This is a genomic window from Salegentibacter sp. Hel_I_6 (assembly GCF_000745315.1).
Taxonomy (GTDB): Bacteria; Bacteroidota; Bacteroidia; order Flavobacteriales; family Flavobacteriaceae; genus Salegentibacter.
This window is the reverse complement of sequence record NZ_JQNQ01000001.1, coordinates 471648-498003: the sequence shown is the minus strand read 5'-3', so window position 1 is coordinate 498003 and position 26356 is coordinate 471648. Positions and strand designations below refer to the sequence as shown.

The window sequence follows — 26356 nt, the reverse complement described above, 5'->3', positions numbered from 1 at the left end:
TTTGCCTCGAATTAACGAATCGTATTTCTTAATTTATAGCTGTTTTGCGCAATGAATGTCATTGCGAAGGAGACTTTTTAGGCGACTGAGCAATCTGTAAAGCGTAAAAAACGGAATTTCTATTAAGTTAGGTGCGTACGTTAATAGATTGCCGCACTCGCTCCTCGTTCGCAATGAAATTATTCTTTCATTTTTAAAAGGTTTAGTTTTACTACGAAATCACAACTATTTTCTAACCTGTTTTGATACTTGTTTCCATTGTTTTTTGAGAGGAAGGCCAGTATAAATGTGGACTTACTTCCTCCAAGGTTCTCAAAATCTTCTGGGTTAGAAAAATTAAAATTAAATCTATAAGGTCAAAAAAAGACCTTGCAGGAAAAATGCACCAATAAAATATTCGTGTATTCGTGGCAAGTTTTTCAAGAAAATATCCTGATTTCCTTCTGATAACCAAAAACCTGTTAGAAAAAGGACAAAATAATTTTAATAACTACCCAGACCATCTACAGTATTCATTTCAAAGAATTCCCAATCTTCTGGATTATACTCAAGAGAAGGTTCTGTTATAGATTTTTTTCTTCTTAAAGTTTGGTCTAATGCAAAATCTTCAGGATTGTCCATTTCTCCAATTACATCGATTAATTCCCCGTTTTTAAAAAGTCCAACTGGATCATTACCGTTAAAATCCAGTGGTGCCCCAAATTTTAATTGATTGGATTTTAAAGTGATTTCAGAAATGGCGGATTCATGGGCAATAACGAAAGTTGAATTATGAGCGATATCACCTTGAAGTATAACCTCTCCCATCCAATCGCCTGCGCCATTCGATTGTTTTTTAATAGAATAGGCTTCAGCTTCCAGATCAACATCTTCTCCAGTAAGATTTACAATTTCCAATGCTTTATTGAAGGAAGTGCCCTCAATATATTCTGAAAAGAAGATTTCAGTAGAAAAATTATTTTCTGGCGGAAGTTCTTCGGGAATTGAAGCATCATCTTCTGCACAGGAATAAATAAGTAAAGAAAGGAATATTAAGTAATATTTTTTCATCAGGAATCAATTTCAGGGAAAATAAAAGGATTTCACCTGAAATTGATTCAATCAAAAAATTTGGGTATAAACCCTTAAGCCTTTTTCTCTAAAAGTGCCATATAGAAACCGTCAAACCCGGTTTCAGAAGAAAGTATCTTTTGTTCTTTAATCAATTTGAAATTTTTTCCTTCTTCGGTATTCTTTAAGAAATTTTCTACTTGCTTCTCGTTTTCAGAAGGTAAAACCGAACAGGTTGCGTAAACCATTTTTCCGCCTGGTTTTACAATGCGCGAATAAGTTTCAATTATTTCGGCCTGGGTTTTTATAAGCCTGTCTATAAATTCAGGTTGCAATTTCCATTTAGCATCTGGATTTCGGCTTAGAACTCCAAGACCGCTACAAGGGGAGTCTATTAAAACGCGATCTGCAGTTCCATAAAGTTTCTTAATTACTTTTGTGCTATCAATTGCACGCGGATCTATATTATGAGCACCGGCACGTTTTGCACGGCGTTTAAGTTCTTTAAGTTTATTTCCGTAGATATCAGTAGCGATAATCTGGCCTTTGTTTTCCATTAAAGCAGCCAGGTGAAGCGTTTTCCCGCCGGCACCGGCACAAGTATCAACCACGCGCATTCCGGGTTCTACTTCAAGAAATTCAGCTACCAGTTGGGAAGATGCGTCCTGAACTTCAAAAAAGCCGTTTTTAAAAGCCTGGGTTCTAAAAACGTTTCCACGTTCTTCCAGTTTTAAAGCGCTTTTATATCCTTTTAAAGGTTCAGAAATTATTTCTTCATCCTTAAGAGCACTGCGTAATTTGTCTTTGGTAGTTTTAAGTGTGTTGGCTCTCAAGATTACCGGCGCTTGCAAGTTTAGCGCTGCAATCTCTTTTTCCCAAACTTTTTCACCAAGTTCTTTTACTCCAAGTTCATCCATCCAATCTGGAATAGATTCGCGGTATTTTCTAATCTTACTTAGACTATCAAATTTTCCTTTAATCCTGCGGGTAGGAGTGCCTTCAAATTGTGGCCAGTCTGGTAGCACAATTCCTCGCAAGGTTGCCCAAACGGTAAATAATCGAAACAAATTTTCACGATCAAATGGCTCTTTAACTTCAGCAATTTCAGCATAAAGTCTTTTCCAGCGAACAATATCGTAAACGGTTTCAGCAATAAAACTGCGATCTCTTGAGCCCCAACGCTTATCGCGTTTTAAAGTTTGCTCAATAACCTTATCGGCATATTTACCATTATTAAAAATTTCATTTAAGGCATCCATGGTCGCGAAAACCAAATTCCTGTGTAAGCGCATAATTAAATTTTGAATTTGCAAAGGTAAGTTTTTTAGCGGATAATTGAGTTTTAAATACTTGGTTCCAAAAATTATTAGGCAGGAACGAAAATCACCTCTATAATTTCTTTTAATGCTTTGGATGCTTAGTACTAGGTATTTTGCTTCGGAAAAATTTACCTTTGGCAGGATTTAAAAATCGATTAAAATTTAATGTATGAAAAGACTCGTAGTTTTTTGCCTGTTTATAATATTTAGTGGGTGCAAGAATGAAAAGGAAGCTGAAAACGGAAAACACCACAAAACTGAAATCGAATATTCTTCAGTAAAAATAGAACCTATTTTGGAAGATGATTCTTTGAGTATTCGTGCACTTGAATTAATAGGAAATAATATCGCCTTTGCTGCCAATAATGGGACTTTTGGAATGTATAATAATACTGACAAAACCTGGCGAACTAACGTTCAGAAATTCGACACAATAATACCGGAATATAGAGCGGTAGCGTCTACAGATACAGATTTTTTTATGCTAAGTGTGGGAAGTCCTGCTTTATTATACAAAACAGGTGATTCCGGGGCAATGGAATTGGTTTATAAAGAAGAACACGAAAAAGCTTTTTACGACGCGATGGCTTTTTGGAATAACCGGGAAGGAATTGCTATGGGGGATCCTACCAATAATTGTATTTCTATAATAATAACCCGTGATGAAGGAAAAACCTGGCAGAAATTAAGTTGCGATATTCTTCCTGAAGTTATTGATGGGGAAGCTGCTTTTGCCGCGAGCAATTCTAATATTGCTATTGAAGGAGATAAAACCTGGATTCTTACCGGCGGAATGAAATCCCGAATTTATTTTTCTCCCGATAAAGGTGAAACCTGGGAAGTTTTTGATACTCCTTTAATTGAAGGAAAGCCAACTACCGGCGGATATTCCATGGATTTTTATGATGAAAACCTTGGAATTATTCTAGGAGGTGATTACACTAATCCAGATGGAAATACCGGGAATAAGGCGATTACTAAAGATGGAGGGAAAGCCTGGGAATTGATAGCAGAAGGGAAGGAGCCGGGCTATAAAAGTAGTGTGCGATTTATCCCAAACAGTGGTGGAGAAAAAATAATTGCAACCGGATTTAGCGGGATTTCGGTCTCTAAAGATTCGGGAAATACCTGGAAACAAATTTCTGAGGAAGGTTTTTATACGCTGAGGTTTAAAAATGATTCGGTTGCTTATGCTGCTGGAAAAGGCCGAATTGCAAAACTAACTTTTAAATAAAAAGAATCCCGGAAAGCTTAAACCAACCGGGATACTAACTACTAACTAACCAAAAAACTAAACTTTACTCGGTAATCGAGATTTAAATGCTTTGAGGGCATTTTATTCTTCTTCCTCCTGTTCACGCTCTTTTCGAGCCCGATATTCTTTAATTAATTTCTTGTGAAATCTATCTTCAAGTTGGTGAAGTTTAATAATTTCCTGCGCGGTCATTATTTCCTTCAAATCATTGAAAAGCGCCTGTTTTAAAAGGTAATCCTGCTTTTCAATAGCAACATATTCTTCCAGCATCTCCTTGGCTTCATCCTCATTTATGCATTCCAAATTTGGAATATCTCTATGCTCACGTTTTCTTAATTCGTGCAGGCTGGATTCGTATTCATTATAAATGGGCCAGAATTGTTGCGCTTTTTTCTTATCTAAATTTAATTCCTGAGTAAAAAAAGCGGTTTTTAATTCCTTGATCTTTTTGCGATGCGAATCATCGCGTTCCTGTGATTGCAATTGCCACAAACCAGAAAAAATAAGTAATATAAGTATTAGGTATTTCATATTAATCCTCGTCTAAAATATAAAGGGGTTCATCCATATTCTCATCAAGATAATTCATCATTGCTTCTGAATCTACGTTATTTAAATCGGCATCATCAATAACATAGCCTTTTTGAAAAATATAATTTGAAATTTCTCCGGTAGAGAAATTTATGTTATTATCGTCTATATAGCTTTCCATAACCGAAAGCTCCAGCGTCTCCCAACTGGTTTGAGATTCTGGGTTAAAATAATTCGTGCTGGCAAAAGCAATAATTAGTGCTGCTATACTTGCTGCATAAAGTAAAACCTCTTTGGTAAATAAGGTTCTAACTTTTGTTTCCTTTCTAATTACTCTTTCAAACAGCTTATCTTCCAGCTCATCAAAATATCCATCAGGTGTAGTGAAACCAGCAGATTTCTTTTCTCCAAACGTGTCTGAAAGCTTCACCGCATCCAATAGTTCATCTTCTAAGCCCTCAAAATAATTTGCTGGGGTTTTAAAACCTGACTTTGGATTATATGATAAATTCTTTTTCTTCATTTGCTTATTTGACTATAAAAAGCACAAAAGGTTTAATTGGTTTTTAAGTAATCCTCTATTTTCTTGGCAGCGTGGTGGTAGGACGCTTTTAACGCTCCTTCACTGGTTTCTAGAATTTCTGACATTTCCCGGTATTTTAATTCCTGAAAGTATTTCATATTAAATACCTGTTGTTGTTTTGTGGGAAGACTGGCAATTGCTTTTTGCAATTTTAATTGAATTTCATCTCCCTCAAAATAAACATCACTTTCTAAGTTAGAAATAAGTTGTTGCTGAAGATCTTCTGAAGTGATTTGATTGCGTTTAGCCCTTTTGTTTAAAAAACTAATAGATTCGTTAGTGGCTATGCGATACATCCAGGAAAACAACTTACTTTCTCCTTTAAAGTTATTAATATTTTTAAAAATTTTAATAAAAGTATTTTGAAGCACATCATGAGCATCCTCATGGTCTTTTACCATGTTACGTATGTGCCAATATAAACGCTCTTTGTATAAAGATAACAGTTCTTTAAAAGCTTCTGAAGAAGTTTTTTTATCCTGTAAACGTTTAATAAGTAGATCTTCGGACGTTTTCAAAGGGATGCGAGTCTTAATTTTTAGTTGAATCCCGGCTAACGGAAGCCAAAGGTAGTTAAAACTTTATTCTTCTTAAAGTCAGTCTCTAAAAGAATTCAGAAGGATTTTGAGTGATACTAAAAAGTGCATTTCATCGATTAAATGCATAAAAAGTAGATAAAAAGCACTTTTTGTTTGGTTCATTGGAATTACTATCTTACATTTACAGTATTAAAAATGATTTAGTCTTTTTTTGCCCCAAACGAAAACGAATTAAATCTTTTATTCTTATTTGCCCCAAAATGAGAATAATTTTAAAAAAGGATGGAGTTTTCTTCATCCTTTTTTTATGCATTATTTTTGACCTGAAGTTATCTATTCAAAAGACTGCATTTCTACCAATTTTTGATAGGTACCTTTTTTACCCAACAATTCTAAATGTTTTCCCTGCTCCACGATCTCTCCTCGGTGCATTACAATAATCTTATCGGCATTCTGGATGGTAGAAAGTCTATGGGCGATCACTATAGAAGTCCTGTTCTTCATCATGTTTTCCAGGGCGTTCTGTACCAGCTTTTCGCTTTCGGTATCCAGGGCAGAAGTTGCTTCGTCGAGAATCATAATGGGCGGATTTTTTAGTACCGCACGCGCGATAGAAAGTCGCTGTTTTTGCCCGCCGCTCAATTTATTACCGCTATCGCCTATATTGGTTTCCAGGCCAAGAGGAAGGTCTTTTACAAACTCCCAGGCATTGGCTACTTTTAATGCTTCAATAATTTCTTCATCGCTAGCATTATCTTTTCCCAGTGCGATATTGTTTTTAACCGTATCGTTAAAAAGTATAGAGTCCTGGGTTACCAGTCCCATTAAATTTCTGAGAGATTTTTTAGTAATTCCTGTAATATTATGGCCATCTAATTTTATACTGCCTTCATTTACATCATAAAAACGGGTGATTAGGTTGGCAATGGTAGATTTACCACTTCCGGACTGGCCCACAAGCGCGATCATTTTTCCTTTTTCCACTTGCATTGAAAAATTCTTCAGTACATTCTCTTTTTCATACCTAAAGTTGATGTTTTCTACTTCAATAGTCTCATCAAATGAGTCCTTTTTTATAGCATTTTTATCATCCTGAATAGTAGATTCTGTTTCCAGGATTTCTAAAATACGCTCAGCACTGGCATTTCCTTTTTGAATAGAGTAGGTAGCTTTTGAAATGGCTTTTGCCGGAGTTAAAATATTATAAGTTAGAACCAGAAAGCCAATAAAAGTAGAGGCGTCCATGGTGTTATCAATAAGCACCATTCTTCCACCAAACCATAAAATTATAGTAATTACCACAACCCCTAAAAATTCACTCATTGGAGAAGCCAGGTTCTGGCGATGCAAAAGCGTGTTTAAAATTTGATTTAAACGGCCTGTACTGCTATAAAATTTTCTTTTGAATTTATCTTCAGCATTAAAGCCTTTAATAATTTTTAAGCTTGAAAGCGATTCTTCAACTATAGTTAGAAAATTAGCGTTCTCCTGTTGCGCTTGGGTAGATTGCGATTTCAGTTTCTTTCCTATAGAAGAGATCAATAAGCCTGAGAGTGGCAAAAATACCAGGACAAAAAGCGTTAATTTTGGACTAAGCGCTATCATTGCTAACAAAGTGAAAATCAAGGTAAGCGGTTCTTTAACAAAAAGCTCCAGCATGCTTAAGAATGAAGTCTGGATTTCCTGTACATCACTTGTGATCCTTGAGATAAAGTCTCCTTTTCGTTTTTCAGAAAAAAAAGAAATCGGCAAATCTACAATCTTATCATATATACGGTTTCTTATATCTTTTAGCATCCCGTTTCTAAGACTGGCTATAAAATAAAGTGCCAAATAATTAAAAAAGTTCTTTAAAAAGAAAAGCACAATTACCGTGATACAAATAGTTACCAGGGCCGCGATTTGACCGTGTTCTTCTACCTGCTGATTTAGAAAAAAGTTAGAATAGTCGTTAGCGAAATCTTTTAACCCGCTAAATTCTCCATTCCATACTGGCTTAGTGCTAATAGGCTTTTCTTCCTGAAAAAGCACCCTAAGCATTGGTATAAAAGAGATAAACGCCAGGGTACTAAAAAGGGCGTAAAAAATATTACTAATAATATTGAGAATTGCAAACCGCTTATATGGTTTTGCAAACAGAAGAATCTTCTTTAAATACGTCATAAATTTGAGCTTTTAGCCCAGTTGTAATTCATTTTTAATACGCTTTACCTTTTCAGCAAGTTTAGTGTTTTCAGCATCAAAATTTTCAATCTTATCTAATTGAGAATTTACACTGATGTAAAACTTGATCTTTGGCTCTGTACCACTTGGTCTTGCAGCGATCTTTGTTCCATTTTCAGTATAATAGATAAGTACGTTGGATTTTGGAATTTTGATTTCTTCTTCAATTTGCTCCTGAAGGTTTTTCGCTTTAGAAGTATGATAGTCTTCTACAAGAACCACCTTTTCACCATCAATCTCTTTCCATGGGTTTTCTCTTAAATCAATGAGCATTTGCTTGATTTCAGCCTCGCCTTCAATACCTTTTTTTACTAAAGAAATTAATTCTTCGCGGTAAAGACCGTATTCTGTATAAAGTTTTAAAAGTTGCTCGTAGAAAGAGCTTCCTTTTTCTTTCATTTTTGCAGCGATCTCACAAGCGAGTAGGGTAGCGGTTGCAGCATCTTTATCGCGTACAAAATCACCAACCATATACCCGAAACTTTCTTCACCACCACCTACAAAATCTAATGAAGGGTTGTCTTTTATTAATTTAGCGATCCATTTAAATCCTGTTAAGACTTCGTGGTATTGAGCGCCAAAATCTTCGGTAATGTTTTTGAGCATTGGCGTAGAGACAATAGTAGACGCCACAAAAGAATTATCAGATAGTTTCCCCTGTTTTTTATGTTGGTCCAGTAAAAACCAGGTCATTACCAACATGGTTTGATTTCCGTTAAGGAGAATCATTTTTCCATTTAGATCGCGCATGGCAACTCCTAAACGGTCACCATCTGGATCGGTACCAATTACAATATCTGCGTTTTTTTCTTCTGCAAGATCCAGGGCCATTTTTAAGGCTTCCGGCTCTTCAGGATTTGGAGATTTAACTGTCGGAAAATTTCCATTAGGCTCTTTTTGCTCTTCAACCAGGAAAACATTTTTATAACCTGCCTTTTCTAAAATCTGCGGATTGGTTTTACAAGCCGTTCCGTGTAAAGAGGTGAAAACGATTTTTAAATTGTCTTTGGCTGAATTTGGAGTATCAAAACTTCCATTTTTAACTGAAGCTTCCTGAAAAGCTTCATCTACTTTCTTGTCTATACTGTGAATTAGCGCTGGCTGGGCTTTAAAATTAATTTCGTCATATTCCAAATTATTAATTATGTCTACCAGTTTTGTGTCTTGCGGCGGAACTAATTGGCCGCCATCCTGCCAATATACTTTGTAACCGTTATATTCCGGAGGATTATGGCTTGCGGTAAGAACAATCCCGGCGTGACAATCTAAATGCTTCACTGCGAAAGAAAGTTCCGGAGTTGGCCTTAATTCTGAAAATAGATAAACCTCAATTTCGTTAGCTGAAAATACTTCGGCCACCATTTGCGCCAATTCTTTAGAGTTATTTCTACAATCGTAGGCGATGGCAACTTTTATTTTTTCATCTTTAAATTCATCTTTCAGCAAATTAGAAAGTCCCTGGGTGTTTTTTCCGAGGGTATATTTATTGATCCTATTGGTGCCAACACCCATAATTCCGCGCATTCCACCAGTACCAAAAGCGGCATTCTTATAGAAAGATTCTTCTAATTCTGCCGAATTGGAATCTATTAATTTGTTGACTTTATTTTTGGTGTCTTCGTCGAATATATCGGTTAGCCAGGCTTGAGCCTTTGCTAAAATTTCTGGTTTAATTTTAGTCATCGGAATAAGTTTATAAAACAAAAATAAGGATTAATGCCTTAATGGCATTATAAAATTGAGGTGGTTTTATTGATAAGATAACGTTCTTTTTCGCGTTTGGAGCGCAAAATGAGCTCTCCCAGAAAACCGGCAAGAAACAATTGCGTGCCAATTATCATTACCGCCAGGGCAATATAGAACCAGGGATTTGAGGTGACCAAAACATTAGGTAAACCGTGATAAAGTTTATAAAGTTTTGAGATCCCAATCCATCCGGCAGAAATAAAACCGAAAATAAACATCAAAACCCCTAAAGCTCCAAAAAGATGCATAGGCCTGCGGCCGAATTTGGAAAGAAACCAAATGCTTATAAGATCCAGGAAGCCGTTAATAAATCTTTCGGCGCCAAATTTTGTTTTACCGTATTTTCGAGCCTGGTGCTGAACTTCTTTCTCGGTAATTTTAGTAAAACCCGAATTTTTGGCTAAAACAGGAATGTAGCGATGCATTTCGCCGTAAACATCTATGTTTTTTACTACTGCTTTGCGGTAAGCTTTAAGCCCGCAATTGAAGTCGTGAAGTTTTACTCCTGAAGTTTTTCTTGCTGCTGCATTAAAAATTTTTGAAGGAATATTTTTGGAAACTACCGAATCGTAGCGTTTCTTTTTCCATCCCGAAACCAGGTCGTAGCCTTCTTCGGTAATCATGCTGTAGAGTTCGGGGATTTCTTCAGGATTGTCCTGTAGATCGGCATCCATGGTGATGATCACCTCGCCCTGCGCTCTAAGAAAACCGGCGTGAAGCGCCTGGGATTTTCCGTAATTTCTGTTAAATTTTATTCCTTTAACCGCCTTATCGTTTTCCTGAAGGGCTTCAATAATTCGCCAGGAATCGTCAGTACTGCCATCGTCAATAAAAATGATCTCGTATGAAAAGGAATTGGACCGCAATACTTTTGCGATCCAATTATACAATTCAGTTAAAGATTGCTCTTCGTTTAAAAGAGGAATAACGACGGAAATCTGCATGTATTAAGCGTTTGGATTTTTTTCTCTAAAAATTAAAGCTACGATTAAGCCAATAGCAGAGAAAAATGCTAGTTGAAAAACATAAGCCTTCAATTGATTTAAAAAGGAAAATTGATTTGAAGATTGTATATCTGCAATAGCTTTGTCAATATCTGCCTGTGGGACATTAAAATTTTCCATCATATTTCGTGTCGTTTCAGCTGTCATTTCGGTAACTGTTAGAGCAGCATCAGGGTCTACTACATTAAAAATTAGAATACTTACCAAAACAGCTATTAATAAACCAATAGCTGGTACTATAAAATAAGCGGTAAATGCTTTTTTGAAAGAGAAATAATCATTGGTTTTAATTTTTTTAGCTGCCAGTACTGCAAAAATTGCGAGCACTAAAACAATTAAAAAATTACTTACTCCCAGCCACCATTTTGTAAATAATTCAAGACTGAAAGCATAAGCTATTACAGTAACAATACTTAAAGCTAGACCGGCGTATACCCCATAAGGTACTGCTACAGATTTTAAAGTTTTTTCCATAATTTTGAGATTGTTTAGTTACAACCGGTTAGTAAGCAAATATAATAAAACGTTACATTGCATAAGAATTAAAAATAATTTTGTCTATCCCTTGTTTTTATAATTGAATTACTTAAATTTGCACCTCGAAAATTAAAAGAACTAAAGCGATGAAGCAGGGAATCCATCCGGAAAATTATAGATTAGTAGCATTTAAAGATATGTCTAACGAAGATGTATTCATTACTAAATCTACCGCGAACACTAAAGAAACTATTGAAGTTGAAGGTACAGAATATCCACTTATCAAGTTGGAAATCTCCAGAACTTCTCACCCATATTACACCGGGCAAACCAAATTGGTTGATAGCGCCGGGCGTATTGACAAGTTTAAGAACAAGTACAAGAAATTTAAGAAATAAGTTTTTTGTTATATATAATTTCAGAAAGTCGTCTCTTTTAAGACGACTTTTTTTGTGCGTAAATTTTTAAAAATCTGCTTAAAGGTATTGCATTGATTCTACTAAACAGACTGAAAATATCTGGAATAGGTGAACTTAAAGTACTCTAAACTTGCTCCAAGGCAGTTTATTTGTATTTTTGAGCTCTAAATTTGTGCGGATGAATTATATATTATTTGACGGTTCTGCCAGGAACCGCTTACTTCCCTTTACCTTTACGCGGCCTGTTGCCGATATTCGAGTTGGAATTCTAACAATTCGGGAGAAATGGGAACTGCTTTTAAAATCTACTACCTCTACAATTACCGAAGATTATTTAGCCGAAAAATGGCCGATGGTGGAATTGGAAGAAAATGTGATGATCAATGCTTCCTTTTTACCAAATGCTGAATTTTTAGAGCAGGTGAAAAATCTGAAACCTAATCAGGCGCTCTTTTATCAGGAAGATATTGTGGCTTTTCACGCTTATGAAGGTGAGGAAGTAGCTTTAGATGATTATGAGCAAATTGAATTGGCTGAAGGTGTAATTCAAATAAATAATTCCTGGGATATTTTCTCAAAAAATGGAGAAGCTATAGAAGCCGATTTTGAGTTGCTTACCAAAGACAGAAAATCCCAGCCTATTCACGAATCTAATTATGTGAAAAATCCGGAAAGAATTTTCCTGGAAGAAGGAGCTGAAGTCGAAAACTGTTCGCTTAACGCTTCCACCGGCCCAATCTATATAGGAAAAGACGCAAAAGTTCTTGAAGGCAGTCTTATAAAAGGCGCTTTGGCGGTTTGCGAAGGTGCTTTGGTAAAGATGGGTGCTAAAATTTATGGTCCAACTACTTTAGGCCCCGGAAGCCGCGGTGGTGGTGAAATAAATAATGCCGTGCTTTTTGCCAATTCTAATAAAGGACACGACGGGTATTTGGGAAATTCAGTTTTAGGGGAGTGGTGTAATCTTGGTGCCGATACCAATAATTCTAATCTAAAAAATAATTATGCTGAAGTGCGTATTTGGGATTATGAAACCGAAGGTTTTGCTAAAACCGGATTGCAATTTTGCGGCTTAATGATGGGTGACCATAGTAAATGCGGAATAAATACGATGTTTAATACCGGGACGGTAGTTGGTGTAAGTGCCAATATTTTTGGTGCCGGATTTCCACGAAATTTTGTGCCTAGCTTCAGTTGGGGTGGCAGCGCCGGTGTGACGGTTTACAAAACCGAAAAAGCTTTTGAAGTTGCTGAAATCGTTATGAAACGCCGAAATATTCAATTTTCAGAAGAAGATAAAAAAATCCTGGAGCACGTTTTTGAGGAAACGAGTAAGTGGAGAAGAGGTTAGTTTTTAACATCACTTTCCAAAAGATTATTTGAAATATCCAGTTTCCGTCAAGCTGAACTTGTTTCAGCTTCTAACACCTTGCAATTTGAAACAACTTATACCCTGAAAATAAATTCAGGGTGACATTCTGAAGATTTTTCAAATAACCTTTTATTATTTTTAAGTAAAAAGCTGTTCCAGTTTTTACTTAAGAATCCTTCCTAAAAAATGTTGCTTCATAGGTATTACTATTTCCTACATTATCGGTTACAATAATTTTTAACTCATTTTCGGTTTCAGTGACTACTCCATCGCTGAAATCGTGAGTTAAAGAATTGTTTTTATATTCATATTCCATAAGGATAAACTTTCCATTTACCGTTGCACGATAACTTTTAATCCCTGAAAGATCATCGCTTATTTTAACCTGTAAAGTGTTGTTACTAGAGATCCATTGGCCATCGTTAAAATTTGTAGGCCATATTTTAGGCGGCGTAACATCTGAAGCTAAGGTATATTCCCCAAAAGTTCTTGTACCTGTTGTAAAACGATTTGCTTTTTTATAAGTCGTGGAATAGTTTGGCCTGTTGCCGTAGCCCAATCTTGCAATGAAAAGTTTTTCTTTTTCTTCTGGCGAATAAGCGCTTACATCAAAGCCTATAGTAATATTTGTATGGAGTGGGGTGTGGTCGTTATGAACTTTAACTTTGTCCTCGCTAAACTCAATATCAAGGTAAGTGTCTTTGTAAAGACTTCCTTTTGGAATATAAATGTCCATTCCGTTGGCTTCAGCAGCGAATGGCTGATTTACCTGTGCGAAATAATCGGTTTTTTCATCTTTTTTAGGTGGAATATCGTTGCGCTGTATCCCCTGGATAGGAACTCTTATTATTCGCTGGTTTCCGGCAAAGTCGCTCACTTTAATCGTATAATTATAATTAAGACTATCCTGAATATTTAATTCTCCTTTATTCAAAACATTCTCATAAAGACTCAGCGGATTGCCGTCTTCAACAAAAAGTTTTTGAACACGTTTTTTGTTCTTGCTGTAATATTCATAATCTATAAGCTGATTTAAATGCCGCGTTTCAGCAAATGAGAATTGTTTAAAGGGTAAGGTTAATATGCGGTCACCATTTAATTCGGCCTCAATTTGATAGACTCCATTACGGTTAGGTGCACCGTCTTGCTGATCTACTGAGCTTATTCCGAAACCAATATTTCCGCAGGCATTAATTTCACTTGCAATATAACTACCATCTTCTAGCGGGGTAAGATTTATTTTCTGTCTTTCACGGGAGTTATTGATATGTGCTTCGGCATCTAAAGGGTAAGCATATAATCCATCTATAATTGGTGCGCGGGAATCCTTAATTTTTATTCCGAAAAGTTTTGGGTTCATAGGTCGTTGACTGCCATCGCGAATTTCAAAATGCAGGTGAGGGCCACCGCTGCCACCGGTATTTCCACTAAATGCTATAAGCTCATTTGCTTCCACCGGTAATTCTCCTGCTTCTGGAAAAAGTTCTATTTCATAAGTTTCGTTGGCATATTGTCGCTTTTTTACGTAAGCTTCAATTTCGGGAGAAAATTCTTTTAAATGGGCGTAAACTGTAGTGTAGCCGTTAGGGTGCTGCACATAAAGCGCTTTTCCGTAGCCGTAATGCTGAATATTAATTCGGCTAACATATCCTTTTGCAGAGGCGACTACATTTAATCCCTGTCTTTGCTGGGTTTTAATGTCTAAACCACTGTGAAAATGATTGGAACGCAGCTCACCGAATGTGCCCGATAATACCAGGGGTACATCTAATGGATTTTGGAAATAATCTTGCGGAACCTGAGGCTGTGCAAGCATTAAGCTGGTAAAAAAGAAAAGAAAAGCACTTAAAATAGATTTCATATAAATTTTTTATTTGAGGCCTAAGCAGGCGGTAAAGTTAATTAAAGTTTAACCAAAAATTAAAGCCTTAGTGCTTAGAAACTTAGCAATAGTCTTGCCTATTTTTAAAAATAGACGAAAAAACAATTGGCATATTAGAGCGCGAATGTTAACTTTGTGGGGATAAGCATTACATTTGGCTTTTATGAGTGAATTGACAGAAATCGTTGATAGCCTTGAAAATAGGATTAGCAAACTGCTTCATAAATACGAAAATTTAAAGCAGATTCATAGTTCTTTAGAGGAAGAAATGAACACTGTTAAGGAAGAAAATCAAAGATTAACCCAAAAGATTGAAGGGTCTAATCAAGAAGTTCAAAATCTTAAAGCCGCCAATGCAATGCTGGGCAGTACCGAATTTAAAACAGAAACTAAGCTTAAATTAAATAGCTTAATAAGAGAAATTGATCAATGCATTGTTCAATTATCTGAATAATAAATATGGCCGATAAACTTAAAATAAAACTTTCTATTGCAGATCGTGTGTATCCTTTAACCATAAATCCACAACAGGAAGAAGGTTTGCGCAAGGCAGCGAAGAAAATTGAGGCTATGATCAAGCAATTTGAGCAAAGTTATGCCGTAAGGGATAAGCAGGATGTATTAGCAATGTGTGCTTTACAATTTGCAGCCCAAACCGAGCAAAAAGATATAGATAGATCTACCGATACGCTTAAAGCAGAAGATAAACTTAAATCGCTTAACGATTTGCTTCAAAAGCATTTGGTATCATAAACGTTCTTTAAATAAATAAAGGTTACTGCCTGTATTAGTGATATTTTGATAAACTCAACAGAGATTCTTTAAAGAGGGTGAGTCTAAGTTGTAAAAGCGCGCCGCTCCCGATTTTTCGGGATGAGCGGATTCTTGATCAGCTTGTTAGCCCTAAACTTGTTTTTAAGGAGTTTAATCCAAAAACCTATCTAATACAGGCTTTTTTTATACATAAATTTTAAATATGGAGATATTATTAAATATAGTTATTGGGGTTATTGGCGCAGTAATAGGATTTGCTATTGCCAAACAATTAGAGCGAAAGAGAGCTTCGCAAACTATTAAAAATGCCAAGAAAACGGCAGCCAATATTCTTAAAGAAGCAAAATCTGAAGGAGAAAGTATCAAGAAAGATAAAATCCTTCAGGCTAAAGAGAAATTTATCGAGTTAAAATCGGAGCACGAAAAGGTGATCCTTAACCGGGATAAAAAGATGAATGATGCTGAAAAACGCATCAGGGATAAGGAATCACAGGTTTCTGGAGAACTTTCCAAGAATAAAAAACTGAATAAAGAATTTGAAGAAAAACTTGCTGATTATAATCATCGGGTAGAATATCTTGAAAAGAAACAGGAAGAAATTGATAAACTTCATAATAGCCAAATTCAGCAATTAGAGGTAATTTCAGGCCTTTCTGCAGATGAAGCAAAAGCTCAACTTTCTGAGGCGCTTAAAGACAGTGCGAGGACAGATGCTATGGCGTTGATTCAGGATACTATAGAGGAAGCTAAGTTAACTGCACAGCAGGAAGCGAAGAAAATTATTATTACTACCATTCAGCGAATAGGAACTGAGGAAGCTGTAGAAAATTGCGTTTCGGTATTTAACCTGGAAAGCGACGATGTAAAAGGTAGAATTATTGGTCGAGAAGGTAGGAATATTCGAGCTTTAGAAGCCGCTACCGGCGTAGAAATTATTGTAGATGATACTCCCGAAGCCATTATTCTTTCTTGTTTCGATTCGGTTAGAAGGGAAGTTGCTCGTTTATCGCTACATAAATTAGTGACCGATGGAAGAATTCACCCGGCCAGAATTGAAGAAGTAGTTAAGAAAACCCGTAAGCAAATTGACGAGGAAATTATTGATATAGGTAAGCGTACTGTTATTGATTTAGGAATTCACGGTTTAAACCCTGAATTAATCAAACTGGTAGGCCGAATGAAATATCGTTCTTCTTACGGTCAAAACCTGCTACAACACTCTAGGGAAGTGGCAAAACTATGTGGTGTAATGGCCTCAGAGCTTGGTATAAACCCTAAACTGGCTAAACGTGCGGGATTACTCCACGATATTGGTAAAGTACCAGAAACAGAAACAGAAGTCCCTCACGCGATCCTTGGGATGCAGTGGGCAGAGAAGCATGGTGAAAAACCTGAGGTTTGTAACGCCATTGGAGCTCACCACGACGAGATTGAGATGAATTCTTTATTATCACCAATTGTTCAGGTTTGTGATGCGATTAGCGGAGCAAGACCTGGAGCAAGAAGACAGGTGTTGGATTCTTATATTCAACGTTTAAAAGATCTTGAAGATATTGCTTTCGGATTTGGAGGTGTGAAAAAAGCTTATGCCATCCAGGCAGGACGTGAACTACGAGTAATTGTGGAAAGTGAGAAGGTAAATGATGAAAAGGCGAATAACCTTTCTTTTGAAATTTCTCAAAAGATCCAAACAGATATGACTTATCCAGGTCAGGTTAAAGTAACCGTAATTCGGGAAACAAGAGCGGTAAATATTGCTAAGTAACCTCATAAGTCCAATAGAAGTAATTTAACAAAAAATGCCTTAGAAATCTTCTAAGGCATTTTTAATTGATGTATTTTTTATATTAAAAAACTTGTTATTTTAAACTTGTTTTAGAATCTATGTTATTAGTCCCTAAAACAAATTAAGGCTGCCTTCGCGAAAATTCTTAGCACCCTTTTTGTTTTCAGTTATTAAGTTTTATAGTCGTCATCATCATAAATGTTCTCGTAAGAATTTCCTTTGGTGACAAAAAACTCTCCGGTAACGTATCTAAAATGTTCGTCTAATTCAGCGATTTGTTGAAGGTCTGATTCTTCTAAATTTACACCTGTACTTTGAAGATTTTCTATAATACGTTCTTCATTAGTAGATTTTGGAATTACTGCTGTTCCGCGCATTTCGCTCCATTTTATAAGAACCTGGCCTGCACTGGCCCCGTGTTTTTTTGCAATCTTTTTTATAACGGGATTTTCTAATAAAGAAGGTTCATTTTTTGCTTTCATTCCATCAGGACGGTCGCCGCTTCCCAGTGGTGAAAATCCTGTTACATGAATGTTATGAGTGCTACAAAATTCCAGTAGGTCATTTTGTTGCAAATAAGGATGAAGTTCTACCTGATTCATTTCTGGATGTTCAGCAGTTTCTTCCATTAACTCTTCAAGCTTCATACTGCTAAAATTGGAAACACCAATATGCTTTACCAGCCCTTGTTTTTTCGCTTCTACCATCATATTCCAGGTCTCAATTATTGGAACTTCTTCAAGAGATAAATATTCTTCATCATTTTCAGGGAAACTCACATTAGGTTTAAAAGCTACCGGCCAGTGAATAAGATAAAGGTCTAAATAATCCAGCTGTAGATCTTTTAATGTCTTTTTTAATGCAGGAATAACGTCTTCTTTTTTATGGGCATTGTTCCATAATTTAGAGGTAATCCAAACTTCGTCACGTTTTATTTTTCCTTCAGCAAAAACTTCAGAAAAAGCCTCACCTACTGCATCTTCATTTCCATAAGTAGCAGCGCAATCAATATGCTTGTAACCATTATTTAAGGCGATTTTAACCGCTTTCTTTACTTCTTCTTTTCCAGATTTCCAGGTACCTAATCCTATAGCCGGCATTTCATCGCCGTTCTTAAATTTTAATGTTTTCATATACGTCTTGTTTTTTTAAGGAAACACGGTTTCCGTAGCAATTTTTCTAAAAAAATGTTCAGCTTGAAATTACTAATAAATAAGGGCTTTTAGAACAATTTATCCAGGTTTAACCCAAATTTAATAGCATTATCGTCGTGGATGAAATTGCTCCATTACTTCCCTTAGATGTTTGCGGTCTACGTGCATATATACTTCAGTAGTGGTAATGCTTTCGTGACCTAACATTTGCTGAATAGCTCTTAAATCGGCGCCATTTTCTAACAAATGTGTAGCGAAAGAATGCCGAAAGGTGTGCGGACTTATTTTTTTCTTAATTCCTGCCTTTTCGGCCAGGCGCTTAATAATAGTGAAGATCATTGCGCGCGTTAGCTGGTTTCCCCTTCGATTTAGAAATAAAGTGTCAGAATATTCTTTATTGATCTTTTGATGAATTCTTACTTCATCTTTATAGATATTGATGAATTTTTGGGTGTAATCTGAAATGGGTACAAAACGCTGTTTATTGCCTTTTCCGGTTACTTTAATAAAACCTTCCCGGAAAAACAGATCAGAAATTTTTAGTTCAGTAAGCTCACTTACACGTAATCCACAACCATATAAAGTTTCAAGAATCGCACGGTTACGTTCGCCTTCAGCTTTGCTCAGGTCAACACTTGCTATAAGAAGGTCTATTTCTTCGGTAGAAATGGTGTCGGGCAGTTTCCTGCCAATTTTGGGAGATTCTATAAGATCTAAAGGATTGTTTTTTCGGTAATCCTCAAAAACCAGGTAATTAAAAAATCCTCTTAAACCAGAAATTATTCTCGATTGCGAACGTGCGTTTACTTCTTTTGCGATTTCATAGATAAATTGTTGAACAGTTTCTTCGGAAATTTGAATAGGAGAGACTTTGTGTTTTTTAACTTCTAAAAAGTTAATAAGTTTTAGAATGTCCAGTCTATAATTAGTGATGGAGTTTTCTGAAAGTCCGCGTTCTAAGCGAAGATAGTTGCAGTAATCCTGTAATGCAGAAGCCCATTTCATGCGTTAAAGATATAAACAATTAGTCGTTAATCTTAGTAATACTTTAGGTTTAGGTAACATTTTATTAAGAAGTGTGTTCCTACATTTGCCCCTGTAACACAAAAATAAGAAGTAATGAAAAAGTCGATTTTAATTGCAGTAATAGCCGTATTAGGTTTTACATCTGCAGCAAGCGCACAGGAATTTGTTTATTTTGGAGCTAAAGGTGGGGTGAGCTTCACGAATATGACTTCAGATGGATTTGAAGATGAAAAAAGTAGAACAGGATTTCATCTTGGTTTACTTTCTGAAATTCCTTTAAGTGAACGTTTTTCACTTCAACCAGAGGTGCTTTATGCTACTCAGGGACTTGAAGCTGATAGATCTTTTGCCGGTCAATCAGTAAATGGAGAATATCAACTAGATTATATCCAGGTGCCGGTTTTGGCTAAAATTTATTTGATAGAAGGATTATCTATTGAAGTAGGACCATCGTTTAATTTTCTTGTCGAAGAAGAGTATGACCTAGACAGTAGTTTTGGTGATGCTGAATTTGATACTGAAGCTGGTAGTACTTTTGAATTTGGGGGAGCCATTGGTGCCTCTTATAAATTCAACAATGGATTTTTCGTATCTGCGAGATATACTCAAGGATTTACCGATGTATTTGATAGCGACAACTGGGATGATGATGCTATAAAAAATAATGGAATCCAGGCAGGCGTTGGATTTATGTTTTAAACATCCCATTAATATCTATGAAAATAAAAAGCGGAAGTATATCTTCCGCTTTTTTTATACCTGAAATCCTGTAATTCAGTGTTATACGCTTGTTTGTTTGCAGTTCATTATATCTTTATGTAAGTAACCAAAAATGTATAATTATGAAACGATTAGTACTTATTATGTGTTTTTCATTAATTGGAGTGACTGCTGCTCAAGCCCAAAGCGGACTACGAATTGGTGCCAATATAGGTCTCCCAGTAGGGGATATTGAGGAAGTTAGTAATTTCCAGGCTGGTGCAGATCTTGCTTATATGATAGGGGTAGCCGATATGCTTTATGTTGGTCCTAAAATTGGATATACTCGTTTTTTTATGGATGAAGATGGTTTTGAGGTAGACGATCCTGCTTTTCTGCCTATTTCTGCTTCAGGAAGAATAAGTTTGGCAAGAGGCTTTTTCTTTGGAACTGATCTTGGTTATGCTGTAGGTTTAAACGATGGCAACGATGGAGGTTTTTATTATAGACCGCAGGTTGGATATAATTTCGGGAAAATTGGACTTTTAGGATCTTATACCGGAATTAGCGTAGATGGTGGCAGCTTCGGTTCAGTGAATGTAGGAATAGAATTTGGATTATAATCCTAATTAACCAACCAAAAGAATCCTTCAGAAGTATTGAAGTAGTTAAATGCTATTCCTTTTTCTGAAGGGTTTTTTATGGGGTAGCTTTAGCTAATTTTTTATATTTACGAGGATAACCAGCTAAGCAAGAAAAATGAAAATTATGATCATTAACGGTCCTAACCTAAATTTGTTAGGAACAAGAGAACCCGATACTTACGGTAATAAAAGTTTTGAAACCTACTTCTCTGAACTTCAGTTTCAATTTAAAAACACCGAGCTTTCTTATTTTCAAAGTAACATAGAAGGTGAACTTATTAATAAACTTCACGAAGCAGATAAGGAATTTGACGGGGTTGTGCTTAATGCCGCGGCTTATACCCATACCTCAATTGGTTTATCAGATGCCGTAAAAGGTATAAAAACCCCGGTAGTAGAAGTGCATATCTCAAATACACATGCCCGCGAAAAATTTAGGCATAAATCGTATATCGCACCTAATGCTAAAGGCGTAATCCTTGGGTTTGGACTTATGGGATATGATCTGGCAATTCAGAGTTTTTTAAATAAAAAATAATGAAAACAGCAAGATGCTGGAAACAAAATTGGAAACGTACAGGAAGTTGATTATAAACCTTTGATGTACTCATACTACAAAGTTAAATTCAAAACATGAAAAAAGCCTATCTAAACTGGAGTAGTGGTAAAGACGCAGCTTTGGCCTTGTATAAGCTTCAACAGGCTAATGAGTATTCGGTAGAGAAATTAGTTACTACTGTAAACACTGAATTTAATAGAATTTCTATGCACGGGGTACGTATCGAATTACTTCAAAAACAAGCGGAATATTTAGATTTACCGCTGCATCAAATTAAATTAAACGGCGAAGTTTCCATGAAAGATTATAACGAGATAATGGAGATGGAAACCAATAAATTTTTAAAACAGGGTTTTACGCATAGTATTTTTGGAGATATCTTTTTAGAAGATTTGAAGAGTTATCGCGAAAAACAACTACAGGAAATAGGTTTAAAAGCTGTTTTTCCGCTTTGGAATCAAAATACGAAGGAATTATTAAAGGAATTTATTGAAAGCGGATTCAAAGCGATTGTGGTTTGTGTAAATACCGATAAACTTGATAAATCTTTTTGCGGAAGAATTATAGATAAAGATTTCTTGAATGATCTCCCGGAAGAGGTAGATTCCTGTGGCGAGAATGGAGAATTTCACACTTTTGTTTTTGACGGGCCAATTTTTAAGAAACCAATCGACTTTAAAAAAGGAGAGCTGGTAGAAAAATCTTATAAACCTGCAGAAAATTCAGACGATAATTGCTTTACTGATGGTCAAAAATCCTGGGATACCAGTTTTATGTATTGTGATTTGTTATTAAAGTAATTTTCAAAACTCTGGTTTTCGTGTAGTTTTTTATAACTTGTAGGAAGAAAATGTTTTGAAATTTATAATGAATAAACGAAAATGAGAAGAGTAACTATAATTGGAATTTCGGTATTATTGATAGGGGTATTATTATTTCTAATTTTTGTAGAAGAAATTTCAGGTGTTTCTCGCGCCCTAATTATAGGAGTAATTATTGGTTGTGTATATGCTTTAGGGTTGCAATTAAGAAAGAATAATTTATATTAAATCTTACTTATGAGAACCTAAAAAGCCTGGTTTAATTAACAGTCCTGGTTATCTAAAACTTCTTAGAACAAGCTCAAAACAAAAAATCCCCGAAGCAGAATTGTTTCGGGGATTTTAATTTTATGTTTTTTTGCTTTTTAAATATGAATAACTTCATCATAAGCAGCAGCAACGGCCTCCATAACAGCTTCACTCATCGTTGGGTGAGGATGTACAGTTTTTAATACTTCGTGGCCTGTGGTTTCAAGTTTACGACCTAGAACCGCTTCAGCGATCATATCGGTAACGCCGGCACCAATCATATGGCAACCTAGCCATTCCCCGTATTTTGCATCAAAGATTACTTTTACAAATCCATCAGATTTTCCTGCGGCTTTCGCCTTTCCTGAAGCTGAAAATGGGAATTTCCCAACTTTCAATTCATATCCTGCATCCTTGGCTTGCTTTTCGGTCATTCCAACCGATGCTATTTCAGGAGTTGCATAAGTACAACCCGGTATATTTCCGTAATCTAATGGCTCAACGTCCATTCCTTTTATCTTTTCAACACAAAGGATACCTTCCGCAGAAGCAACGTGAGCCAGGGCAGGACCGTGAACTACATCTCCAATTGCGTAAATCCCGTCTACATTGGTTTTATAAAAATCGTCAACAACAATTTTATCTTTATCGGTCTTAATTTTAAGATCTTCAAGGCCTATGTTTTCAATATTGGTTTTAATTCCAACTGCTGAAAGTACGATATCTGCCTCAATGGTTTCTTCACCTTTTTTGGTCTTCACCTTGGCTTTTACTTTCTTTCCTGAAGTATCTACACTTTCTACTGAAGCATTGGTCATTACCTTAATTCCGGCTTTTTTAATGCTTCTTTCGAATTGCTTAGAGATTTCTTCGTCTTCTAAAGGCACTACGTTTGGTAAATATTCTACCACGGTCACTTCAGTTCCCATCGCGTTATAGAAATGAGCAAATTCAACCCCAATAGCACCAGAACCAACCACGATCATAGATTTTGGTTGTTTGTCTAAGGTCATTGCCTCACGGTAACCAATCACTTTTTTACCATCCTGTTTAAGGTTTGGTAATTCGCGAGAACGTGCACCGGTAGCCACAATAATATTGTCTGCCTGGTATTCTTTTGTTTTATCGTCTTTATCGGTAACCGCAACCTTCTTACCGGACTTTAATTTTCCGAAGCCTTCAATTACGTCAATTTTATTCTTTTTCATTAGGAACTGAACTCCTTTGCTCATCCCCGCGGCCACATCTCGACTACGTTTAATGACTTTTGAAAAATCTTTGTCGGCTTTTTCAAGAGTTAATCCGTAATCTTCTGCATGTTTCAGGTAATCAAAAACCTCTGCACTTTTTAGAAGAGCTTTTGTTGGAATACACCCCCAGTTTAAACAAACGCCTCCAAGGCTTTCCTTTTCCACAATAGCAACCTTAAACCCTAATTGCGATGCTCTAATGGCAGTTACGTAACCTCCGGGGCCACTACCTAAAACAATAATATCGTATTTACTCATATTCGGAATTTTTTATTATGCTTAATAAATCAAATCTCGCTTAGCGAGTGAAGTTGCGAATTTAAGGAATAATAGCTTAAACTGAAAAGTTTTCGTTAGGAGTATGACAGCTATATTGAAGGCAAAGATTTTGAATCAATTTACATTATGCTGAATTTTATGAAAACAAAAAAAGACCTCACAGTCTTTTGAAACCTGTGAGGTATAATAAAATTTAATAGAGACGATATATTATTTAAGCGCTTTTGCTTTTTTTACATCACTTTCTTTTAAATCAAGTGCATTCATCACAGCGTTAAAGTTTGAAACTTCGATGCCTGTAGTTTCCGCGAAATCTGAAGGCACTACTACAAATCTGAAAGTTTGATTATCTGTAAAAAAAGGATCTAGCTCACTTAAATCAAAATTACCATCAATTATTAATTCAACATCTGCTGCAGTATGGTTGTAAACATATTGGATGGTTCCTTCTTCAACGAAAAAGTTTTGAGGAATTAAACTCCAAGTGTCAATATCGTTACCCTGATTATCTTCTAAAATTTCAAGTCGATAAACAAGAACAGCATCAGCTTGAGGATTGATAGTAGCTACATCATCAGGAATTGTATAAAATGTGGAATAGGTGTTATTATCCTCGAAGTATTCAAAAGTAAATGTATCTTCTAATGTATATCCCAGTCCATCCAGTCCGTCAAGACCATCTTGACCAGGAGGTCCTTGTGGGCCTTGATCTCCTTCACAGGCGGCGAATAAAAAAGTAGTCATAAATAGAATTGAAAATAATTTTTTCATAATCGTAGGTGTTAGGTTGTTATTTATTAAAATTTATACTGGCCGAATTCACACAATAGCGTTGGCCGGTTTCTGTAGGTCCATCATCAAAAACGTGGCCAAGATGGCCGCCGCAATTAGAACATAGAATTTCAGTTCGTATCATACCAAAGGTTTTATCCTGAATATATTCTACCTTTCCTTCTATGGCTTTATCAAAACTTGGCCAGCCACAGCCACTATCAAATTTGGCTTCGCTATCAAAGAGTTTCTCTCCACAACCGGCACAAAAATATTCTCCATCTTCAAAATGCATATTATATTTTCCGGTGTGTGGTGCTTCAGTCCCTTTCTTTCTTAAAACCCGAAATTGCTCTTCAGAAAGTTTTTCTTTCCATTCGGTTTCAGGTTTTTCTATACTGTATTTTTTCATAATTAATCTTTTGTCATTTCCGCGAAGGCGGAAATCTTATTTTCCTTCGGGTTCAAAATCCATAGCAACGCCATTTATACAATGTCTTTTACCAGTAGTTTCCCTGGGGCCGTCATCAAAAACATGACCTAAATGTCCCCCGCATTTTGCACAGTGAACTTCGCCTCGTTCATAACCAAGTTTGTTGTCACTTCCATAAGCAACCCCGCCTTCAATAGCGCGGTCAAAACTTGGCCAGCCCGTACCGCTCATAAATTTGTGTTCAGTTTCGTATAATTCATTTCCGCAGGCAGCACAGACAAACGTTCCTGGTTCTTTAATATCATTCAGGGGGCTCGAAAACGAAGGTTCGGTAGCGGCTTTTCTTAATACCTGATATTCAGCATCGCTTAATTGTGCTTTCCATTCTTCATCAGATTTGGATACTTCAAACTTCTCCTGATCCTTCTGTTGTTTTTCCTGATCTTTTTGGGCATTGCCCTGGCAGCTAATTATAAATACTGCGAGTAAAATTGGTATTATCTTTTTCATAGCTTTAAGAATTCAATCGAACATTTTATATAATATAAAATGCAATTAATTAACACCCACAAAGGGCTTTTTTATTTTAAAAGTACAAAGATTATACCGCGATGAACGTTGTGATTTTGTTAATTACTTCAGGGTCGCCTAAGATGCGACGATGTCCTAAACCTTTGGTAATGTAGAGTTCGCTGTTTTCCAGTGCTTCATGGATATCGTATGCCGAAGAAATTTCAACATCTACATCATTTTCATCGTGGATAACAAGACTGGGGATATTCACCTCCCTGGCTGAAACCGCCCCGGAATAGCTATCCAAATCAATATCAAATTTCTTATCGAAATGAGCTTTCATCTTATCGGCCACCTTTCTATTCATTTTTAAGTTTCGGGCAAATTCGCGAGTAATATGGGTAATACTATTAGCAGTGCCTATAATAACAAGTTTCTTTGCCTTTAGTCCTTCTTTTACCACTCGCAGGGTTGCCATCCCACCTAACGAATGCCCAATTACGGCTTCAAATGGTCCATATTTTTCATCTAAAAGTTGTACAGCATCAATAAAATCAAGCATCATGCTTTTTTTTCCTGGCGCTTTTCCATGGGCAGGAGCGTCAAAACTTACTGTACTGTATCCTTTCTCTTTTAGTGCTTCAGCAATTTTAGCTAATTGCGTTCCCCGACCACTCCAACCGTGAACCAACAAAATTTTCTTTTCGCTTTTGCCAAATTCATAAATTACTATTTCCCTGTCGGTTTTTGGAATTTTAATGCGAAACTGTTTGGAGAGCTCATCCATATTTTTCTCACGCTCCGGAAGCTTATACTTAAAAGGGGTAAGGAAGAGTTGCGCGGCGAACCTACTTGCCACAAAAGGGGAAAGCTTGGAAAGTACTTTTCCGGTATAGCGTATATAGTTAGGTACAAGAAGTCGTTGTACCGGGATTTGATCTTTTTGCTGTTGATTCATTTTCTGTGAGGTAAAAAGTGGCAATTTAAGAATTAAAGAA

The 26356-nt window shown here is 36.2% G+C and carries 28 protein-coding genes and 1 other RNA gene; 12 read left to right on the top strand and 17 right to left on the bottom strand.

The genetic code is table 11. The features are described 5' to 3' along the window. Positions 1–483: 483 nt before the first annotated feature. Positions 484–1050 (bottom strand): hypothetical protein, encoded by a 567-nt coding sequence (locus tag FG27_RS02300; protein WP_037314994.1) that lies wholly within the window; start codon positions 1048–1050, stop codon positions 484–486. Positions 1051–1124: 74 nt separating this feature from the next. Continuing rightward, positions 1125–2342, bottom strand: a complete 1218-nt coding sequence (locus FG27_RS02295; protein ID WP_037314993.1) for an RsmB/NOP family class I SAM-dependent RNA methyltransferase — start codon at positions 2340–2342, stop codon at positions 1125–1127. Between the two features lie 196 nt (positions 2343–2538). Here FG27_RS02295 and FG27_RS02290 point away from each other — a divergent pair, with 196 nt between their 5' ends. Further along, a complete protein-coding gene (locus tag FG27_RS02290; RefSeq protein WP_037314990.1) occupies positions 2539–3603 on the top strand; it encodes an oxidoreductase in 1065 nt (354 codons plus the stop codon). Between the two features lie 102 nt (positions 3604–3705). On the opposite strand, the gene FG27_RS02285 is transcribed toward FG27_RS02290, so the two are convergent. The 7 genes from FG27_RS02285 to FG27_RS02255 all read right to left on the bottom strand — a co-directional run bounded on the left by FG27_RS02285 (position 3706) and on the right by FG27_RS02255 (position 10724). Next, entirely contained in the window at positions 3706–4155 is a 450-nt protein-coding gene (locus FG27_RS02285) for a hypothetical protein (protein WP_037314986.1), read from the bottom strand. A 1-nt stretch (position 4156) separates the two neighbouring features. Next, positions 4157–4678 carry a hypothetical protein gene (locus tag FG27_RS02280; protein ID WP_037314984.1) on the bottom strand — a complete coding sequence of 174 codons (522 nt, stop codon included), beginning with the start codon at positions 4676–4678 and terminating at the stop codon, positions 4157–4159. Positions 4679–4710: 32 nt separating this feature from the next. Next, positions 4711–5256: an RNA polymerase sigma factor gene (locus FG27_RS02275; protein ID WP_037314982.1), complete on the bottom strand. Its 546-nt coding sequence runs from the start codon at positions 5254–5256 to the stop codon at positions 4711–4713. Positions 5257–5610: 354 nt separating this feature from the next. Continuing rightward, entirely contained in the window at positions 5611–7440 is a 1830-nt protein-coding gene (locus FG27_RS02270; RefSeq protein WP_037314979.1) for an ABC transporter ATP-binding protein, read from the bottom strand. Between the two features lie 12 nt (positions 7441–7452). After that, complete coding sequence (locus FG27_RS02265; protein ID WP_037314978.1) at positions 7453–9183, bottom strand: phospho-sugar mutase; 1731 nt, start codon at positions 9181–9183, stop codon at positions 7453–7455. A 47-nt stretch (positions 9184–9230) separates the two neighbouring features. Continuing rightward, complete coding sequence (locus FG27_RS02260; RefSeq protein WP_037314977.1) at positions 9231–10190, bottom strand: glycosyltransferase family 2 protein; 960 nt, start codon at positions 10188–10190, stop codon at positions 9231–9233. 3 nt (positions 10191–10193) lie between these two features. Beyond that, a complete protein-coding gene (locus tag FG27_RS02255; RefSeq protein ID WP_037314975.1) occupies positions 10194–10724 on the bottom strand; it encodes a DUF4199 domain-containing protein in 531 nt (176 codons plus the stop codon). 149 nt (positions 10725–10873) lie between these two features. On the opposite strand from FG27_RS02255, the gene FG27_RS02250 reads away from it, so the two are divergent. Together FG27_RS02250 and FG27_RS02245 are read left to right on the top strand one after the other, a co-directional pair. Continuing rightward, positions 10874–11125, top strand: coding sequence for a type B 50S ribosomal protein L31 (locus FG27_RS02250; RefSeq protein WP_037314972.1), 252 nt, complete (start codon positions 10874–10876; stop codon positions 11123–11125). A gap of 199 nt (positions 11126–11324) precedes the next feature. Continuing rightward, positions 11325–12497 carry a GlmU family protein gene (locus tag FG27_RS02245; protein ID WP_037314968.1) on the top strand — a complete coding sequence of 391 codons (1173 nt, stop codon included), beginning with the start codon at positions 11325–11327 and terminating at the stop codon, positions 12495–12497. Between the two features lie 187 nt (positions 12498–12684). Here FG27_RS02245 and FG27_RS02240 read toward each other — a convergent pair whose 3' ends face one another. Beyond that, a complete protein-coding gene (locus tag FG27_RS02240; protein WP_037314965.1) occupies positions 12685–14379 on the bottom strand; it encodes a M23 family metallopeptidase in 1695 nt (564 codons plus the stop codon). 184 nt (positions 14380–14563) lie between these two features. On the opposite strand from FG27_RS02240, the gene FG27_RS02235 reads away from it, so the two are divergent. The 4 genes from FG27_RS02235 to rny all read left to right on the top strand — a co-directional run bounded on the left by FG27_RS02235 (position 14564) and on the right by rny (position 16939). Further along, positions 14564–14854, top strand: coding sequence for a hypothetical protein (locus FG27_RS02235; protein ID WP_037314962.1), 291 nt, complete (start codon positions 14564–14566; stop codon positions 14852–14854). Between the two features lie 5 nt (positions 14855–14859). Then, positions 14860–15153, top strand: coding sequence for a cell division protein ZapA (locus FG27_RS02230; RefSeq protein WP_037314959.1), 294 nt, complete (start codon positions 14860–14862; stop codon positions 15151–15153). A gap of 52 nt (positions 15154–15205) precedes the next feature. Next, positions 15206–15326: non-coding RNA, 6S RNA (ssrS, locus tag FG27_RS18870), on the top strand. A 50-nt stretch (positions 15327–15376) separates the two neighbouring features. Next, entirely contained in the window at positions 15377–16939 is a 1563-nt protein-coding gene (gene rny / locus FG27_RS02225) for a ribonuclease Y (protein WP_037314955.1), read from the top strand. Between the two features lie 191 nt (positions 16940–17130). Here the strand turns inward: rny and FG27_RS02220 are convergent, their stop codons facing one another. Further along, complete coding sequence (locus FG27_RS02220; protein WP_037314953.1) at positions 17131–18093, bottom strand: aldo/keto reductase; 963 nt, start codon at positions 18091–18093, stop codon at positions 17131–17133. Between the two features lie 129 nt (positions 18094–18222). After that, positions 18223–19119, bottom strand: coding sequence for a site-specific tyrosine recombinase XerD (xerD, locus tag FG27_RS02215; protein WP_037314950.1), 897 nt, complete (start codon positions 19117–19119; stop codon positions 18223–18225). Positions 19120–19233: 114 nt separating this feature from the next. Here xerD and FG27_RS02210 point away from each other — a divergent pair, with 114 nt between their 5' ends. The 5 genes from FG27_RS02210 to FG27_RS19080 all read left to right on the top strand — a co-directional run bounded on the left by FG27_RS02210 (position 19234) and on the right by FG27_RS19080 (position 22091). Then, on the top strand, positions 19234–19839 hold the full coding sequence (locus FG27_RS02210) for a porin family protein (RefSeq protein ID WP_037314947.1): 606 nt from the start codon (positions 19234–19236) through the stop codon (positions 19837–19839). 143 nt (positions 19840–19982) lie between these two features. Beyond that, a complete protein-coding gene (locus FG27_RS02205) occupies positions 19983–20462 on the top strand; it encodes a hypothetical protein (protein ID WP_037314945.1) in 480 nt (159 codons plus the stop codon). 136 nt (positions 20463–20598) lie between these two features. After that, positions 20599–21021: a type II 3-dehydroquinate dehydratase gene (gene aroQ, locus FG27_RS02200; RefSeq protein WP_037314941.1), complete on the top strand. Its 423-nt coding sequence runs from the start codon at positions 20599–20601 to the stop codon at positions 21019–21021. A 95-nt stretch (positions 21022–21116) separates the two neighbouring features. Then, positions 21117–21842: a diphthine--ammonia ligase gene (locus tag FG27_RS02195; protein WP_037314938.1), complete on the top strand. Its 726-nt coding sequence runs from the start codon at positions 21117–21119 to the stop codon at positions 21840–21842. An 81-nt stretch (positions 21843–21923) separates the two neighbouring features. After that, entirely contained in the window at positions 21924–22091 is a 168-nt protein-coding gene (locus FG27_RS19080) for a hypothetical protein (RefSeq protein WP_156101180.1), read from the top strand. A 137-nt stretch (positions 22092–22228) separates the two neighbouring features. On the opposite strand, the gene lpdA is transcribed toward FG27_RS19080, so the two are convergent. The 5 genes from lpdA to FG27_RS02170 form a co-directional block, all read right to left on the bottom strand. Beyond that, a complete protein-coding gene (lpdA, locus tag FG27_RS02190) occupies positions 22229–23620 on the bottom strand; it encodes a dihydrolipoyl dehydrogenase (protein ID WP_037314935.1) in 1392 nt (463 codons plus the stop codon). 231 nt (positions 23621–23851) lie between these two features. After that, a complete protein-coding gene (locus FG27_RS02185; RefSeq protein ID WP_037314933.1) occupies positions 23852–24412 on the bottom strand; it encodes a hypothetical protein in 561 nt (186 codons plus the stop codon). Between the two features lie 19 nt (positions 24413–24431). Beyond that, positions 24432–24824, bottom strand: coding sequence for a peptide-methionine (R)-S-oxide reductase MsrB (gene msrB / locus FG27_RS02180; RefSeq protein WP_037314930.1), 393 nt, complete (start codon positions 24822–24824; stop codon positions 24432–24434). Positions 24825–24860: 36 nt separating this feature from the next. Continuing rightward, positions 24861–25355 (bottom strand): peptide-methionine (R)-S-oxide reductase MsrB, encoded by a 495-nt coding sequence (gene msrB / locus FG27_RS02175; RefSeq protein ID WP_037314927.1) that lies wholly within the window; start codon positions 25353–25355, stop codon positions 24861–24863. A 91-nt stretch (positions 25356–25446) separates the two neighbouring features. Beyond that, the gene (locus tag FG27_RS02170) at positions 25447–26316 is read right to left on the bottom strand and encodes an alpha/beta fold hydrolase (RefSeq protein ID WP_037314924.1); all 870 of its coding nucleotides are present in this window, start codon (positions 26314–26316) and stop codon (positions 25447–25449) included. Between the last annotated feature and the right edge of the window lie 40 nt (positions 26317–26356).

Excerpts from the sequence above, each read along its gene's own strand:
- xerD (WP_037314950.1), bottom strand. The coding sequence starts at position 19,119 with ATGAAATGGGCTTCTGCATTACAGGATTACTGCAACTATCTTCGCTTA.
- FG27_RS02195 (WP_037314938.1), top strand. The coding sequence starts at position 21,117 with ATGAAAAAAGCCTATCTAAACTGGAGTAGTGGTAAAGACGCAGCTTTG.
- FG27_RS02170 (WP_037314924.1), bottom strand. The coding sequence starts at position 26,316 with ATGAATCAACAGCAAAAAGATCAAATCCCGGTACAACGACTTCTTGTA.
- FG27_RS02290 (WP_037314990.1), top strand. The coding sequence starts at position 2,539 with ATGAAAAGACTCGTAGTTTTTTGCCTGTTTATAATATTTAGTGGGTGC.
- FG27_RS02255 (WP_037314975.1), bottom strand. The coding sequence starts at position 10,724 with ATGGAAAAAACTTTAAAATCTGTAGCAGTACCTTATGGGGTATACGCC.
- FG27_RS02235 (WP_037314962.1), top strand. The coding sequence starts at position 14,564 with ATGAGTGAATTGACAGAAATCGTTGATAGCCTTGAAAATAGGATTAGC.
- FG27_RS02285 (WP_037314986.1), bottom strand. The coding sequence starts at position 4,155 with ATGAAATACCTAATACTTATATTACTTATTTTTTCTGGTTTGTGGCAA.
- FG27_RS02210 (WP_037314947.1), top strand. The coding sequence starts at position 19,234 with ATGAAAAAGTCGATTTTAATTGCAGTAATAGCCGTATTAGGTTTTACA.
- FG27_RS02265 (WP_037314978.1), bottom strand. The coding sequence starts at position 9,183 with ATGACTAAAATTAAACCAGAAATTTTAGCAAAGGCTCAAGCCTGGCTA.
- FG27_RS02260 (WP_037314977.1), bottom strand. The coding sequence starts at position 10,190 with ATGCAGATTTCCGTCGTTATTCCTCTTTTAAACGAAGAGCAATCTTTA.
- aroQ (WP_037314941.1), top strand. The coding sequence starts at position 20,599 with ATGAAAATTATGATCATTAACGGTCCTAACCTAAATTTGTTAGGAACA.
- FG27_RS02185 (WP_037314933.1), bottom strand. The coding sequence starts at position 24,412 with ATGAAAAAATTATTTTCAATTCTATTTATGACTACTTTTTTATTCGCC.
- msrB (WP_037314930.1), bottom strand. The coding sequence starts at position 24,824 with ATGAAAAAATACAGTATAGAAAAACCTGAAACCGAATGGAAAGAAAAA.
- FG27_RS02250 (WP_037314972.1), top strand. The coding sequence starts at position 10,874 with ATGAAGCAGGGAATCCATCCGGAAAATTATAGATTAGTAGCATTTAAA.
- FG27_RS02270 (WP_037314979.1), bottom strand. The coding sequence starts at position 7,440 with ATGACGTATTTAAAGAAGATTCTTCTGTTTGCAAAACCATATAAGCGG.
- FG27_RS02220 (WP_037314953.1), bottom strand. The coding sequence starts at position 18,093 with ATGAAAACATTAAAATTTAAGAACGGCGATGAAATGCCGGCTATAGGA.
- rny (WP_037314955.1), top strand. The coding sequence starts at position 15,377 with ATGGAGATATTATTAAATATAGTTATTGGGGTTATTGGCGCAGTAATA.
- msrB (WP_037314927.1), bottom strand. The coding sequence starts at position 25,355 with ATGAAAAAGATAATACCAATTTTACTCGCAGTATTTATAATTAGCTGC.
- FG27_RS02295 (WP_037314993.1), bottom strand. The coding sequence starts at position 2,342 with ATGCGCTTACACAGGAATTTGGTTTTCGCGACCATGGATGCCTTAAAT.
- FG27_RS02245 (WP_037314968.1), top strand. The coding sequence starts at position 11,325 with ATGAATTATATATTATTTGACGGTTCTGCCAGGAACCGCTTACTTCCC.
- FG27_RS02280 (WP_037314984.1), bottom strand. The coding sequence starts at position 4,678 with ATGAAGAAAAAGAATTTATCATATAATCCAAAGTCAGGTTTTAAAACC.
- FG27_RS02240 (WP_037314965.1), bottom strand. The coding sequence starts at position 14,379 with ATGAAATCTATTTTAAGTGCTTTTCTTTTCTTTTTTACCAGCTTAATG.
- FG27_RS02230 (WP_037314959.1), top strand. The coding sequence starts at position 14,860 with ATGGCCGATAAACTTAAAATAAAACTTTCTATTGCAGATCGTGTGTAT.
- FG27_RS02300 (WP_037314994.1), bottom strand. The coding sequence starts at position 1,050 with ATGAAAAAATATTACTTAATATTCCTTTCTTTACTTATTTATTCCTGT.
- FG27_RS19080 (WP_156101180.1), top strand. The coding sequence starts at position 21,924 with ATGAGAAGAGTAACTATAATTGGAATTTCGGTATTATTGATAGGGGTA.
- lpdA (WP_037314935.1), bottom strand. The coding sequence starts at position 23,620 with ATGAGTAAATACGATATTATTGTTTTAGGTAGTGGCCCCGGAGGTTAC.
- FG27_RS02205 (WP_037314945.1), top strand. The coding sequence starts at position 19,983 with ATGAAACGATTAGTACTTATTATGTGTTTTTCATTAATTGGAGTGACT.